11 protein-coding genes are annotated in these 13,890 nt (G+C 72.6%); 5 read left to right on the top strand and 6 right to left on the bottom strand.

Annotated elements, in window-relative coordinates; genetic code table 11:
* Positions 1-613: 613 nt before the first annotated feature.
* Both AB0M28_RS37245 and AB0M28_RS37240 read right to left on the bottom strand, forming a co-directional pair.
* On the bottom strand, positions 614-1,384 hold the full coding sequence (locus tag AB0M28_RS37245) for a methyltransferase domain-containing protein (RefSeq protein WP_365414711.1): 771 nt from the start codon (positions 1,382-1,384) through the stop codon (positions 614-616).
* Between the two features lie 154 nt (positions 1,385-1,538).
* Entirely contained in the window at positions 1,539-2,144 is a 606-nt protein-coding gene (locus AB0M28_RS37240; RefSeq protein ID WP_365414709.1) for a DUF3043 domain-containing protein, read from the bottom strand.
* A gap of 306 nt (positions 2,145-2,450) precedes the next feature.
* Here AB0M28_RS37240 and AB0M28_RS37235 point away from each other — a divergent pair, with 306 nt between their 5' ends.
* The 5 genes from AB0M28_RS37235 (at position 2,451) to AB0M28_RS37215 (ending at position 9,251) form a co-directional block, all read left to right on the top strand.
* Positions 2,451-3,242, top strand: a complete 792-nt coding sequence (locus AB0M28_RS37235; RefSeq protein WP_365414707.1) for a PspA/IM30 family protein — start codon at positions 2,451-2,453, stop codon at positions 3,240-3,242.
* A gap of 43 nt (positions 3,243-3,285) precedes the next feature.
* A complete protein-coding gene (locus AB0M28_RS37230; RefSeq protein ID WP_365414706.1) occupies positions 3,286-3,567 on the top strand; it encodes a hypothetical protein in 282 nt (93 codons plus the stop codon).
* 161 nt (positions 3,568-3,728) lie between these two features.
* On the top strand, positions 3,729-4,952 hold the full coding sequence (locus AB0M28_RS37225; RefSeq protein WP_365414704.1) for a sensor histidine kinase: 1,224 nt from the start codon (positions 3,729-3,731) through the stop codon (positions 4,950-4,952).
* Positions 4,949-5,626 carry a response regulator transcription factor gene (locus AB0M28_RS37220; RefSeq protein ID WP_365414702.1) on the top strand — a complete coding sequence of 226 codons (678 nt, stop codon included), beginning with the start codon at positions 4,949-4,951 and terminating at the stop codon, positions 5,624-5,626. The genes AB0M28_RS37225 and AB0M28_RS37220 overlap by 4 nt, the downstream gene beginning before the upstream one ends.
* Before the next feature lie 466 nt (positions 5,627-6,092).
* Entirely contained in the window at positions 6,093-9,251 is a 3,159-nt protein-coding gene (locus AB0M28_RS37215) for an efflux RND transporter permease subunit (protein WP_365414700.1), read from the top strand.
* A gap of 10 nt (positions 9,252-9,261) precedes the next feature.
* Here AB0M28_RS37215 and AB0M28_RS37210 read toward each other — a convergent pair whose 3' ends face one another.
* The 4 genes from AB0M28_RS37210 to nadA form a co-directional block, all read right to left on the bottom strand.
* Positions 9,262-10,167, bottom strand: a complete 906-nt coding sequence (locus AB0M28_RS37210) for a hypothetical protein (protein WP_365414698.1) — start codon at positions 10,165-10,167, stop codon at positions 9,262-9,264.
* A gap of 107 nt (positions 10,168-10,274) precedes the next feature.
* A complete protein-coding gene (locus AB0M28_RS37205; protein ID WP_365414696.1) occupies positions 10,275-11,588 on the bottom strand; it encodes an MATE family efflux transporter in 1,314 nt (437 codons plus the stop codon).
* Complete coding sequence (locus AB0M28_RS37200; protein ID WP_365414695.1) at positions 11,585-12,439, bottom strand: GNAT family N-acetyltransferase; 855 nt, start codon at positions 12,437-12,439, stop codon at positions 11,585-11,587. The genes AB0M28_RS37205 and AB0M28_RS37200 overlap by 4 nt, the downstream gene beginning before the upstream one ends.
* A gap of 103 nt (positions 12,440-12,542) precedes the next feature.
* The gene (gene nadA, locus AB0M28_RS37195) at positions 12,543-13,715 is read right to left on the bottom strand and encodes a quinolinate synthase NadA (protein WP_365414693.1); all 1,173 of its coding nucleotides are present in this window, start codon (positions 13,713-13,715) and stop codon (positions 12,543-12,545) included.
* Between the last annotated feature and the right edge of the window lie 175 nt (positions 13,716-13,890).

The raw sequence follows: 13,890 nt of genomic DNA, 5'->3' as shown, positions 1-13,890 counted from the left end.
CGGCGCCAGGGCGCCGCCCAATGATCGGCTCCGCTGACGCTCCGCCGGGGGTTGCCTGCGGTGTCCCGGTGGGGTTGTGCCGGCTCCGCTGCGCTGCGCCGTCCGGATGCGAAGCGATCGGCTCCGCTGGCGCTCAGCCGAGGGATGCCTTCGGTGACCCGGTGGGGTTGCGCCAGCTCCGCTGCGCCGGGGTGTGTCGTCCGGTGGGCGGGTCGGGTTGTGCCGGCTCCGCTGCGCTGCGCCGGCGAAAGCGCCCCATGCTTGCAGGCGCGGGCCGCCGGGCCGACCAGCATTCGTCCAGCCTGACCGACTTCAGTCAGCGTGACCGACTTGATCCAGCGTGACCGGCCCCCTTCTCAGCCCGTCCGGCGTTTGAGGACTTCGGGCGAAGCCCGAAGTGCGTCAGCCGACGCAACCGCACCTTCAGCCGGTCCGGCGTTTGAGGACTGAGGCGCGAAGCGCCGAATCGCGCCGCAGGCGCCAGCGGGACCGGACCCTTTCAACACGACCCGCACCCATCAAGCCCGTCCGGCGTTTGAGGACGAGGCGCGCAGCGCCGATCCGCGTCAGCCAGCGCGAGCGCAAACCGCACCGCGCGCAGCGCAGGCCCGACCTACACCCCCGCGCGCACAGCGCAGACGTGCGTGAGCGCCGCAACCCCCCGGTACGGGTCCGTGCGCGAGGCGCGGTCCTCCGCCTGGAGGAGGAGCTCGAACTCCGCCGCCGAAGGCGGCCGCGTGCCATCGGGGACTGCGTCCGTGAAGACCCGCACGCCGTACCACGCGCGGACCTCCGCGCCCAGCGCGGTCAGTGTCGACGTGAGGTCCGCGCGGCGGTCCGCGCGTACGTCCAGGCCGAGGCGGTTGTGATACGTGGGGGAGTCGAAGGCCGCCAGCGCGGTCGCCCAGTCCCCCGCAAGCGCCGGCCGCAGCGCCAGCGCGTCCGCGTTGCGGACCAGGAGGGACAGCAGGCCGCCCGGGCGCACGACCCGGACCAGCGACGCCAGGAACGGGTCCGGCTCGGGCACGTACATCAGCACCCCGTGGCAGAGCACCGCGTCGAAGGACCCCGCCGGGAAGAGCGCGTCGAGGTCGCGGCCGTCGCCCTCGACCAGGGTCAGCCCGGCGACACCGGACGCCGCCTCGCGTGCCGCGCGCAGCATCGCCGGGTCCGCCTCCAGACCCATCACCTCGTGCCCCGCCCGCGCCAGCCGCAGCGCCTGCGTGGCCTGGCCGCACCCCACGTCCAGCACCCGCAGCCCCGACGGCCGGGGCAGCCGCTCCGCCACCTGCCGGGCCACGAGCTCCTGCCGTACCGCGTCCCGCAGCGCGCCCAGCTTGCCGAGCCACGCCTCCGCACCCGCGGCGAACAGGCTTTCCGTCATCACGCAACACCCTCCCTCACCCCGGGCAGGCGCAGCACGCACGGCATGCGAAACCCCGCCGCCCGGTCCAACCCGCGACGATCGCGTCGCAGGCTATCCGGGGGCGGGGCGTTGGGTCACACAGGTTTTCCGGCAGCCGCGCGGGCCGCCGCGGCTACGGCTTCTCGCCGCGCTTGACCTGGGGCTTCGGCAGCCGCATCCGGCGCAGCTGCATCGTCCGCATGATGCCGTAGAAGACCGTGCCGCGGAGGTTCTCCTTCGGGAACCGCTCCCGCAGCTGCTTCTTCAGCAGCCGCGCCGTGAGCAGCGACTGGCCGACCATCGCGACGATCATGACCCCCCACAGCACGCTGGTGAGCGTGAGCAGCGAGGACGACCGCGACCCGATCATGCCGAGCACCAGGATCACCACGGCCACGGGCAGGAAGAACTCCGCCGCGTGCCAGCGCGAGTCGACGTAGTCGCGCACGAACTTCCGCACCGGGCCCTTGTCCCGTACGGGCAGGAACCGCTCGTCACCGCCCGCGAGCGCCTCGCGCTGCTTGGTCATCGCGGCGCGCCGCTCCTCGCGTACGCGCTTGGCGGCCTCCTTGCGGTTGGTGGGCGTCGCCATCGTGCGTCGCTGCGTCTGCGCCTCGCTGCGCTTGGGCGTGGGCCGCCCCTTGGGCGCCTGCGGGTCGCGGGTCGACTTCGTCAGGCTCGCCGGGGCCGCATCCTGCGGCGGGGCGGCCTTCTCATCCTTGGAGCGGCTACCGAACACACTCCACAGGATACGGGGTACCGAGGTGTGGACCACGAGCCGGCCGGGAACGATCCGGCAACGGCACGCGTGTCACTGGTGGGGGCCGGAGCGTACCGGGCAGGGGGACGGGGCACTCGGCGTCGACCCCTACGGCCGCCTACACCCTGGGCGGGAGGGGCGTACGTACCCGAGTCGTCCTGCAGGAGGAGCGCATCTGGCCTCAGGCAGTGCGGTAATGGAGACAGGGCCCGTACTGTGGGTTCTTAAGGTTCTGCTGGAGCGGAAGCCGTCGGCGATCAAGCTAGAAGGGGGCGCGCGAGGCCCATGAGCGGTGTCATGAAGCGGATGGGGATGATCTTCCGCGCGAAGGCCAACAAGGCCCTGGACCGGGCCGAGGATCCGCGCGAGACCCTCGACTACTCGTACCAGAAGCAGCTGGAGCTGCTGCAGAAGGTCCGCCGGGGTGTCGCCGACGTGGCGACGTCGCGGAAGCGCCTGGAGCTGCAGCTGAACCAGCTGCAGTCGCAGGGCGCGAAGCACGACGACCAGGCCCGCAAGGCCCTGGCCCTGGGCCGGGAGGACCTGGCCCGGGAGGCGCTGTCGCGCAAGGCGGCGCTGCAGCAGCAGGTCAGCGACCTGGAGGTGCAGCACCAGACGCTGCAGGGGGAGGAGGAGAAGCTCACCCTGGCCGCCCAGCGGCTGCAGGCCAAGGTCGACGCCTTCCGTACGAAGAAGGAGACCATCAAGGCCACCTACACCGCCGCCCAGGCGCAGACCCGGATCGCCGAGTCGTTCACCGGCATCTCCGAGGAGATGGGCGACGTCGGCATGGCGATCCAGCGGGCCGAGGACAAGACGGCGCAGCTGCAGGCCCGGGCCGGCGCGATCGACGAGCTGCTCGCCTCCGGCGCCCTCGACGACCCGACCGGCATGGCCAAGGACGACCTCACCGCGGAACTCGACCGGCTCTCCGGAGGTGCGGATGTCGAGCTGGAGCTGCAGCGTATGAAGTCGGAGCTGGCCGGCGGCAGCACCCCGAAGCAGGCCATCGAGGGCGGCAGCGGCCGGCCGGAGGGTCAGCAGACCCAGGACACTCCGCGCTTCGACAAGCAGTAGGCCGGGTGCGCCGGGCCGCGACCACGGGGAACGGGAGGCCGTCATGATCGTACGGATCATGGGGGAGGGACAGGTGAGGCTGGCCGACAGCCACCTCGCCGAGCTCGACAAGCTGGACGACGAGCTGCTGAGGGAGATGGAGAACGGCGACGGGCCGGGCTTCCGCCGCACCCTCGGCCAGCTCCTGGACAAGGTGCGCGAGCTGGGTACGCCGCTGCCGGACGACTCCCTGGAGCCGTCCGGGCTGATCCTGCCCGCGTCCGACGCCACGCTCGAGGAGGTCCGCCGGCTGCTCAGCGGCGAGGACGGACTGATCCCCGGCTGACCCCGGACCCCGGCCCGCCCGGCCGCCCTGGGGAACCCCACGCTCCAGATCCGCGCACGCCCCCGGACATCCGGGGGCGTGCGGCGTTCGCGGGCCTGATCCCGTACGGGATTCGCCGCTCGTTTTCCGCCGCGGCCCCGGGCCCCGTACCGTTGCATACCGTGAGCACGCTGTCCGCCGTCCGCCGCTGGTTCCGGGCGCATCCCCGCGCGACGGACGCCGTGCTGGCCGCGTTCGTGCTCGGGATGATCATCCTGGCCGCGGTGCACCCGTCGCGCGGCCCCAGCTCCCCGCCGCCCGCCGACCTCGGACCGCTGGAGGTCAGCCTGGTCGTCGCCGCGTCCGGTGTCCTGGTGTGGCGCCGCCGCGCCCCGCGTACGGTGCTCGCGCTGGCCGGCTGCCTCACCATCGCCCACGTGACCGTTTCCGCGGGCGATCCGCGCTCGCCCATCGCGCTGAGCGTCGTCGTCGCCCTGTACACCGTCGCCTCGCGCACCGACCGGCACACCACCTGGCGGCTGGCGGTTCTCACCATCGGCGTGCTGACCGCTGCGCTGATGTTCTTCGGCGAGCGTCCCTGGTACGCCGACGAGAACCTCGGCGTCTTCGCCTGGACCGGCATGGCCGCCGGCGTCGGCGACGCGGTGCGCAGCCGCCGCGCGTTCGTCGAGGCGATCAAGGAGCGCGCCGAGCGGGCCGAGGCCACCCGCGAGCAGGAGGCGCGGCGCCGCGTCACCGAGGAGCGCATGCGCATCGCCCGCGAACTGCACGACGTGGTCGCCCACCACATCGCCCTGGTCAACGTGCAGGCCGGCGTCGCCTCGCATGTCATGGACGCCCGCCCCGACCAGGCGAAGGAGGCGCTGGCGCATGTCCGCGAGGCCAGCCGGGCGGCCCTGGCGGAGCTGCGTACGACGGTGGGCCTGCTGCGCCAGTCCGACGACCCGAAGGCGCCCAAGGAGCCCGCGCCCGGGCTCGGGCTGCTCGACCAGCTCGTCGACGGTTTCGTACGGGCCGGGGTGCCGGTCGCCGTCGAGCTGTCCGTGCCGGGCGCGCTGCCCAAGGCCGTGGACCTCACGGCGTACCGCGTACTGCAGGAGGCGCTCACCAACGTGCACAAGCACGCGGGTCCCGCGGCCCGCGTGGAGGCGAGGGTCGTCCAGCGCGACGGCTCCCTGGAGGTCACCGTCACCGACGACGGCCGCGGCCCGCAGGACGCGCACGCCGACGGCGGCCACGGGCTGATCGGCATGCGGGAGCGCACCGCGGCCCTCGGCGGCAGCTGCCGCGCGGGGGCGCGGGCGGACGGGGCGACGGGGTACGAGGTGCAGGTGCGGCTGCCGCTGCCGCGGCCGTCGCAGGGCCGGGAGAGGGTGGAACGGTGATCCGGGTGGTGCTCGCGGACGACCACGCGCTGCTGCGCAGTGCGTTCCGGATCCTGGTGGACTCCGAGCCCGACCTCGAGGTCGTGGGTGAGGCGTCCGACGGGGCGGAGGCCGTCAAGCTCGTCCGCGAGGAGGGGGCGGACGTGGTGCTCATGGACATCCGGATGCCGGGGGTGGACGGTCTGACCGCCACCCGGTCGATCACCTCCGATCCCTCGCTCGCCGGGGTCCGGGTGGTGATCCTGACGACCTTCGAGGTCGACGAGTACGTCGTGGAGGCGCTGCGGGCGGGGGCGTCCGGGTTTCTCGGCAAGGGGGCGGAGCCGCAGGAGCTGCTGCAGGCGATCCGGGTGGCGGCCGGTGGTGAGGCGCTGCTGTCGCCTTCGGCGACGCGGGGGTTGATCGAGCGGTTCCTGGCGTCGGGGGAGGCGCCTGCCTCTGCCGTGTCCCCGGCGGGGGAGGACCGGCTTGCGTCCCTCACGGGGCGCGAGCGGGAGGTGCTGGCGTCGGTCGGCGGTGGGCTGTCGAACGATGAGATCGCGGAGCGGTTGGCGGTTTCGCCGCTTACGGTGAAGACGCACGTCAACCGGGCTATGGCGAAGCTGGGGGCGCGGGATCGGGCGCAGCTGGTCGTCATCGCGTACGAGACGGGGCTGGTCCGCCCCGGGGCGTAGCGCCCCCGGGTCACCTTCCGCTGCGGGGGCTCCGCCCCCGGGCCCCCGTCGCGGCCTGCGGCCGCATCGCGCCTGGCGGCGCTCGTCCTCAAACGCCGGACGGGCTGGATGCGGGGTCTCCGCCGTGCTGCCTGGGCGCCGGTGACGCCCCACAGCCCACCCGGCGTTGGACCCCGAGGCGCGCAGCGCGCGTCCGGAGCCTTACGGCGGGGCCGGCACCGATCCCAGCCCGTCCGGCGTTTGAGGACGAGGCGCGCAGCGCCGATGCACCCGGCGCGGCGGCGGCCGGGCGGTGGGTGTCCGACCACGGAGTGAACGCGCGTACTGCGGTTGCGGTACATGTCAGGGGCCAGGTCCCACCTCCGGGTGGACGTGGCGGGGCCGGGCGTGCGCAAGGGTGTAGGGGCCGCGTGAAGACTCTGCGGTCACCGCTCTGTCCCCGTTACGGAAGAGAACCCCACAGACCATGTCCTGGCTGTCCAGAATCAGCCTCAAGCAGCGTGCCCTCATCGCGCTCATGGCCGTCGTGGCCATCGCGTTCGGTGCGATCGCGATCCCCCAGCTGAAGAAGACCCTGCTGCCGCCGATCGACCTCCCGGTCGTGTCCGTGCTGGCCCCCTACCCGGGCGCCGCGCCCGACGCCGTGGAGAAGCAGGTCGTCGAGCCGCTCGAGGACGGGCTCCAGGGCGTCGACGGCATCACCGGCACCACCGCCACCGCCTCCGAGGGCTCCGCGGTGATCATGGCGCAGTTCGACTACGGCGACGACGTCGACCGCCTCACCGCCGACATCCAGCAGGCCGTCAACCGGGTCCGCCCGCGGCTGCCCGACGACGTCGACCCGCAGGTCATCGCCGGTTCCACCGACGACATCCCGGCCGTCGTCCTGGCCGCGGCCTCGGACACCGACGACAACAAGACCCTGGCCGACAAGCTCGACACGTACGCCGTGCCGGTCCTGAAGGACATCGACGGCGTCGGCCAGGTGACCGTGGACGGCGTGCAGGAGCGGGTCGTGGCGGTCACCGTCGACGACGCGAAGCTGGCGCGCGCGGGCCTGAACGGCGCTGCCGTCGGCCAGGCCCTGCAGGCGGGCGGCGCCTCGGTGCCGGCCGGCGCGTTCAGCGAGGGCGGCCAGAGCAAGACCGTGCAGATCGGCGGCGGTTACACGTCCCTGGCCCAGATCCAGGACCTGCGGATCGCCTCCCCGACCGGCAAGGGCGAGCCCGTACGCCTCGGCGACGTCGCAGAAGTCACCGAGGAGCCGACGGACATCGTCTCCGTCACCCGCACCAACGGGAAGCCCAGCCTCGGCATCGTCATCACCATGGGCCAGGACGGCAGCGCCGTCGCCATCTCCGACGCGGTCAAGGACAAGCTGCCGGAGCTGGAGAAGGACCTGGGCACGGGCGCGGAGCTGACCGTCGTCTCCGACCAGGGCCCGCAGGTCTCCAAGGCCATCGAGGCGCTGTCCACCGAGGGCATGCTGGGCCTCGCCTTCGCCGTGGTCGTGATCCTCGTCTTCCTGGTCAGCCTGCGCTCCACGCTGGTGACCGCGGTGTCCATCCCGCTGTCCGTCGTGATCACGCTGGTCGTGCTGTGGACGCGCGACATGTCGCTCAACATGCTCACCCTGGGCGCGCTGACCATCGCCATCGGCCGCGTCGTCGACGACTCGATCGTCGTCCTGGAGAACATCAAGCGGCATCTGGCGTACGGCACGGAGCGTACGCAGGCGATCATCACCGCCGTACGCGAGGTCTCCGGCGCCATCACCGCCTCCACGCTGACGACCGTCGCGGTCTTCCTCCCCATCGGGGTCGTGGGCGGCATGGTCGGCGCGTTCTTCGGCCCGTTCTCGATCACCGTGACGGTGGCGCTGCTCGCGTCGCTGCTGGTGTCGCTGACCGTCGTACCGGTGCTGTCGTACTGGTTCATGCGGGCGCCGAAGCCCGGGGACGGTGAGAGCGTGGAGGCGATCCGCGCCAAGGCGGAGGCGCAGGAGTCGCGCAGCGTCCTGCAGCGCGTGTACGTCCCCGTGCTGCGGTTCGCGACGCGCCGCCGCCTCACCAGCGTGCTCATCGCCGTGGCCGTGCTCGTCGGCACGTTCGGCCTGGTGCCGCAGCTGAAGACGAACTTCTTCGACCAGGGCGACCAGGAAGTCCTCAGCATCAGCCAGAAGCTGGCGCCCGGCACCAGCCTGGACGCGGCCGACGCCGCGGCGAAGCAGATCGAGGGCCTGATCGAGGACACGGACGGCGTCGAGGACTACCAGGTCACCGTCGGCTCCTCCGGCTGGCTGGCCGCGTTCGGCGGCGGGACGAGCGCCAACCAGGCGTCGTTCCAGCTGAAGCTCGACGAGGACGCCGACTCCACGAAGGTGATGGACGTGCTGCGCTCCGGGCTGAAGAAGCTCGGCGACGGCATCGGCCAGGCCACGGTCGCCGCGGGCGACGGCTTCGGCAACCAGGACCTGAAGGTCGTGGTGAAGTCCGCCGACGAGGCGGAGCTGCGCAAGGTCTCCGACGAGGTACGGGCCGAGGTCGCGAAGCTCGACGACGTCACGGACGTCACCTCCGACCTGGCGCAGAGCGTCCCGCGGATCTCCGTCACGACGAAGCCCGGGGCGGCGGCGTACGGATTCACGGAGTTCACGCTCGGCCAGGCGGTGACGCAGGCCGTGCGCGGGGCCGACGCGGGCGAGGCGACGATCGACGACACCAAGCTGGACGTCGTGGTGAAGTCCGCGAAGGGCGCCACGACCGAGGCCGAGCTGAAGGCGTTCACGCTGCTCACGCCGGCCGGCCCGGTGAAGCTGGGCGACATCGCGAACGTCGAGACGGTCGCCGGACCCGTGCAGAAGACCCGGATCGACGGGGCGCGGGCCGCGACGATCACGGCGAAGCCGACCGGTGACAACACGGGCGCGGTCAACTCGGCGCTCCAGTCGAAGATCAAGGAGCTGGAGAAGGACCTTCCCGACGGCGTCACGATCTCCGTCGGCGGTGTCTCCTCCGACCAGGACGAGGCGTTCGCCTCCCTGGGCCTGGCGATGCTCGCGGCGATCGCGATCGTCTTCATGCTGCTGGTCGCGACCTTCCGGTCGCTCATCCAGCCGCTGATCCTGCTGGTGTCGATCCCGTTCGCGGCCACGGGCGCGATCGGCCTGCTGATCGTCACGGGTACGCCGATGGGTGTCCCCGCCCTGATCGGCATGCTGATGCTGATCGGCATCGTGGTGACGAACGCGATCGTGCTGATCGACCTCATCAACCAGTACCGCGACCAGGGTTACGGCGTGGTCGAGGCGGTCGTCGAAGGCGGCCGGCACCGGCTGCGCCCCATCCTGATGACGGCCCTCGCCACGATCTGCGCCCTCACCCCGATGGCGCTCGCGATCACGGGCGACGGCGGCTTCATCTCGCAGCCGCTGGCGGTGGTCGTGATCGGCGGCCTGGTCTCCTCCACGCTGCTGACGCTGCTGCTGGTGCCGACGCTGTACGCGATGGTGGAGCTGGGCAAGGAGCGCCGCCGCGCCAAGCGCGCGGCGCGCCGGGCGGCGAAGGCGGGCGTGCTCCCGCAGCAGCCCGCCGCGCAGGAGACGGCGGAGCCGGCGGGCGTCTGACCCCGGCTCGTCAGCCCGCCGGTGGGACCGCGACCTGCGGTCCCACCGGCGGGCTCGCTGCTTTGTTGGGCCAGGCGCGGGCGTCGGCGATTCCCCGGGTCAGGGCCTCGATGATGCCGACGAGCAGGCACATGGCGGACATGAACCCCCACAGGGCCAGCGGGAACACCTTGCCCGAGGAGGAACCGCGCAGGGGCCAGTCCAGGGCGATGACCTCGATGGTGGCGCCGGGCTTGCGGTCGCCGCAGTAGCGGGTGTCCCGCTGTTCCGTGCCGTCCCACGGGTCGCGCCAGGTGATCCGGCAGTCCCCGTCGATCCCGGGCGCGGTGACCACCGTGGCGGTGACGGTGTGCCCGAGCCCGTACACGTGCGCGGGCGGCAGCCACAGCGCGGCACCGAGCAGCAGGGTCACCAGGGGAGCCCCGCCCAGGAACCGCCATACCGGCGCACCGGGTCGGGGCTGGGGCGCGGGCCGGGGGTCTGCGTCCACCGGCTCCCGGTCGGTGTCCACCGGCCCCGGTGCGGCGAGCATCATGAGCAGGGCGCCGATGGTGGGGGCCGCCGTGGAGAGACGGATCACGCCGGCTCCCGGTGCGGGGAGGTAGTCGACCTCCCGCCGGCCCGGTCGCCGCTTGGTCACACCCAGTGCCATGCCGCCGCAGGGCACCCGCAGCGGATCGCGTCCGTAAGGCCGCAGCTCCACGACGCCCTCGCCGGGCAGCAGCACGGCCCGGGCGCGCACGAAGCGCCGTGGATACGGCGGGGCGAACCCGTGTATCTCGCACCAGACACGGACCTGCCGTCCCGCGCGAACCCGCCTTCTGCACCAGGCGCCGTACAGCAGCCGCACGAGTGTGTGGCTCGCGAGTGAGCCCACCGCGATGATCGGGCCGGTGATCGGCCAGATGTTCTCCATACCGGATGATCTACAGCCTGTGCCCCCGTCCCCACCAGGGGCAGACACGCAAGCGTCCACGCCCCCACACTGCCGGGACCGGGCAACGACCCCGTCCCGTACGGCTGTCACCTACGCACCGACGCCCGCCGGAACACCCACGTCTGGCCCGCGATCAGCGCCACGTTCGCGCAGGCCAGGGCCGCCCACAGGGCGTCGAGGCCGCCCGCCGCGGCGAGAGGCACCGACGCCAGTGCCAGCACCCCGTACACGGCCGCGAAGACCAGGAACGTGGAGCCCGTCTCCTTCAGGCCGATCCGGCCCGAACCGATCACCGCCTGCGCCGCGTCACTCAGCACCGCCAGGCCCACGAACGGCAGCAGGCCGACGACGAGGTCGCGGACCGCCGCGTCCGACGTGAAGACCCGCAGCAGCGGAAACCGCACCGCGAAGGCGACGGCCGCGAGCGTCGCGACCGCGGTCACCGCCACGCCCACCCCCGCGAGCACCGTCCGCCGCGCGGCCGGCACATCCGCAGCGACGAGCGGCACGATCGTCTGGCCGACCGCGACCGCCGCCACGAACATCAGGTTGACCAGCGAGATCGCCACGCCGTGCGCCGCGCCCTCCGCCGTGCCGACCCGCGCCGCGGCCACCGCGAGGACGCCCAGCACGCCGAACTTCACGAGCATCGTCGCGGCGAGCGGGATACCCACCCCCGCGAGCCGGAGCACCTCCCGCGGCTGCGGCGCCCCGAAGCCGATCGGCGCGTCCGCGAGGACCGTCCTACGGCGCAGCGCCCAGTGCCCGACCCCGGCGTTGACGCCGACCGAGGCGATCATCGCGACGCCCGCGCCGGGCAGTCCCCAGCGGGGGACGAGGAGGAGGGACAGCGTGACCGCCGCCCCCGTGCCCGCGAGCCCGGCCCGCATCACGAGCTTGTTGCGCTGCAGGCCGATCAGCAGCGACGCGGCCGACGAGCTGAGCGCGACGACCGGCACCGCCGCCGCCAGCAGCCACGGGAACACCCCGAACTCCGCGCGCGTGGCGGCCGGTACGCCCGACGCGCGGGCGATCAGCGGCAGCGCCGCCACCGCTGCCGCCCCCAGCAGCCCCACGGCGACCGCGAGCCAGATCCCATGACGGATCAGTGGCCGCAGCGCCTCGGCGTCGTCGCGCTTCTCCGCGACGTACGGCATCACGCCCCGGACCGCGGAGGCGACGGCCGCCGTGGCGGGCCCGTACACACCCATCGCCACGGCGAACGCCGCCAGCGAGGCCGTCCCGTGCCGGCCGAGGACCGCGGTGTCCACCAGCGCGGCGGCCGTGGAGGCGATCAGGGTCAGATACAGGGGCACGGCCGCACCGGCTATCCGGCGCCCGGTGTGCAGCAGCGGAGCCTCGCCCCTGACGCCCGTGGACGTCTCAGCCGTCACGCTCACAGGAACCCTCCCGACGGGATCCACGGCGTCGGCGGCCGCATCCCGCGTAGACAGACGAAGCCGGAGTTGGCGACCGTGAGCCCGGCCGCCAGCCCCACGTCCACCGCCCACTCCTGCTCGGCGGTGACATCGGAGACCGACGCCGGGGCGCCGGGGTCGAAGCTGAGCAGGGCCGCCGTCAGCAGCCTTGTCGCTATCCGCCGCGAGGTCGCGGACAGGGACTCCACCCAGCCGTCGCCGAGATAGCAGTAGCCGCTGCCCGCGAGATCGTCGGCCACGATCAGCCGGTAGTGCCGCATCAGCTCCTCGTGGTCCGGTCCGTGCGCGCCGCCCCGCCGCGCCCGGTCCACGGAGTCGAGCATGTCCCGGTGCTTCGGACCGCCCTCGATCACCGGACCGTCCGGGGCGGCCAGCCGGGCCTGGTCCACGGTGCCGGACAGCTCCATCGCGGGGTGCAGCGTGAACCCGGCGGCCCGGTAGGAGCGCGCGGCGGCGGGATGCGTGGAGGAGCAGATGATCCCCCGCAGGCACCCCCGCCCGTACTCCAGCGACCGGCGCAGCAGCGCCTTCCCCACGCCCTTGCCCTGGGCCTCGGGCGTCACGCCCAGAAAGGACAGCCCCCAGGTGCCCTCCCGGACCGACGACAGGGCGGCGCCGACGGCCCGCCCCTCGTCGTCCAGCGCGAGCCAGCTGCCGCCGGGGTCCGTACGGGCGAAGTGGCGGACGCGGCTGCGGTGGCGGACGGTCCGTACCTCCGGCCAGTCCGCGAGCGGCGACCCGAAGGACGCGGCCTTCACCGCGAGCACGGTCTCGGCGTCGTCCCGGGTGTCGCGAAGCGGGCGCAAGATCACGCCCCCCATCCAACACCTGGAAGGGGGGCGCGGGGCAAGGGGATTGCCCGAGAGTAGAGGGGGACTGCCATGTGGCTGGGCCCGCTATGTGGCTGGGCCTGCTTTACGGGAGGGCGAGCATCCGCTCCAGGGCCAGCTTCGCGAAGTCGGACGTCTCCTTGTCGACCTCGATGCGGTTGACCAGCTTGCCCTCGGCGAGCGACTCCAGCGCCCAGACCAGGTGCGGCAGGTCGATGCGGTTCATCGTCGAGCAGAAGCACACGGTCCGGTCGAGGAAGACGACCTCCTTGTCCGGGTGCTGCTTCGCCAGCCGGCGGACGAGGTTCAGCTCGGTGCCCACGGCCCACTTGGAGCCGGCGGGGGCGGCCTCGAGCGCCTTGATGATGTACTCGGTGGACCCGACGTAGTCCGCGGCCTCGACGACCTCGTGCTTGCACTCGGGGTGGACGAGGATGTTGACGCCCGGGATGCGCTCGCGGACCTCGTTGACGGAGTCCAGCGAGAAACGCCCGTGCACGGAGCAGTGCCCGCGCCACAGGATCATCTTCGCGTCGCGCAGCTGCTCGGCGGTGAGGCCGCCGTTCGGCTTGTGCGGGTTGTAGACGACGCAGTCGTCCAGCGACATGCCCATCTCGCGTACGGCGGTGTTGCGGCCGAGGTGCTGGTCGGGCAGGAAGAGCACCTTTTCGCCCTGCTCGAAGGCCCAGCCCAGGGCGCGCTCGGCGTTGCTGGAGGTGCAGATGGTGCCACCGTGCTTGCCGGTGAACGCCTTGATGTCGGCGGAGGAGTTCATGTACGACACGGGCACGGTGACGTCGGCTATACCGGCCTCGGTCAGCACGTCCCAGCACTCGGCGACCTGCTCGGCGGTGGCCATGTCGGCCATCGAGCAGCCGGCGGCGAGGTCGGGCAGCACGACCTGCTGCGCGTCGTTCGTCAGGATGTCCGCGGACTCCGCCATGAAGTGCACACCGCAGAACACGATGTACTCGGCCTCCGGGCGGGCGGCCGCCTTCTGCGCGAGCTTGAACGAGTCGCCGGTGACGTCGGCGAACTGGATGACCTCGTCCCGCTGGTAGTGGTGTCCGAGGACGAAGACCTTGTCCCCGAGCTTCTCCTTGGCCGCCCGCGCGCGCTCCACCAGGTCCGGGTCGGACGGGGCGGGGAGGTCGCCGGGGCAGTCCACGCCGCGCTCGCTCGTGGGGTCGGCCTCGCGGCCGAGCAGCAGCAGGGCGAGCGGCGTCGGCGTCACGTCAAGGTCCTGGGCGGTGGTCACAGCACCAACCCTTTCTGTTCGGGCACGTCCATTTTCGTCAGTATGACGCTATCTATCATAACTGGTTTGCGTCAGATTGACGCGGGTGCCGTGGCCGCCGGTGACCTCGTTGAACTGGTAGAGCGCCCGGTCGAAGTTCCAGGCCCAGATGCCCGCGTTGTAGCCGGCCGAGCGC

Origin of the sequence: Streptomyces sp. NPDC051940, from assembly GCF_040680895.1 — a bacterium.
Classification (GTDB): Bacteria; Actinomycetota; Actinomycetes; order Streptomycetales; family Streptomycetaceae; genus Streptomyces.
The sequence above is the reverse complement of the archived record's forward strand: the minus strand, read 5'-3'. Positions and strand labels throughout refer to the sequence as shown.

Bases quoted from the DNA above. Each gene is read 5' to 3' on its own strand.
- AB0M28_RS37245 (WP_365414711.1), bottom strand. From the start codon at position 1,384: ATGACGGAAAGCCTGTTCGCCGCGGGTGCGGAGGCGTGGCTCGGCAAG.
- AB0M28_RS37235 (WP_365414707.1), top strand. From the start codon at position 2,451: ATGAGCGGTGTCATGAAGCGGATGGGGATGATCTTCCGCGCGAAGGCC.
- AB0M28_RS37230 (WP_365414706.1), top strand. From the start codon at position 3,286: ATGATCGTACGGATCATGGGGGAGGGACAGGTGAGGCTGGCCGACAGC.
- AB0M28_RS37215 (WP_365414700.1), top strand. From the start codon at position 6,093: ATGTCCTGGCTGTCCAGAATCAGCCTCAAGCAGCGTGCCCTCATCGCG.
- AB0M28_RS37210 (WP_365414698.1), bottom strand. From the start codon at position 10,167: ATGGAGAACATCTGGCCGATCACCGGCCCGATCATCGCGGTGGGCTCA.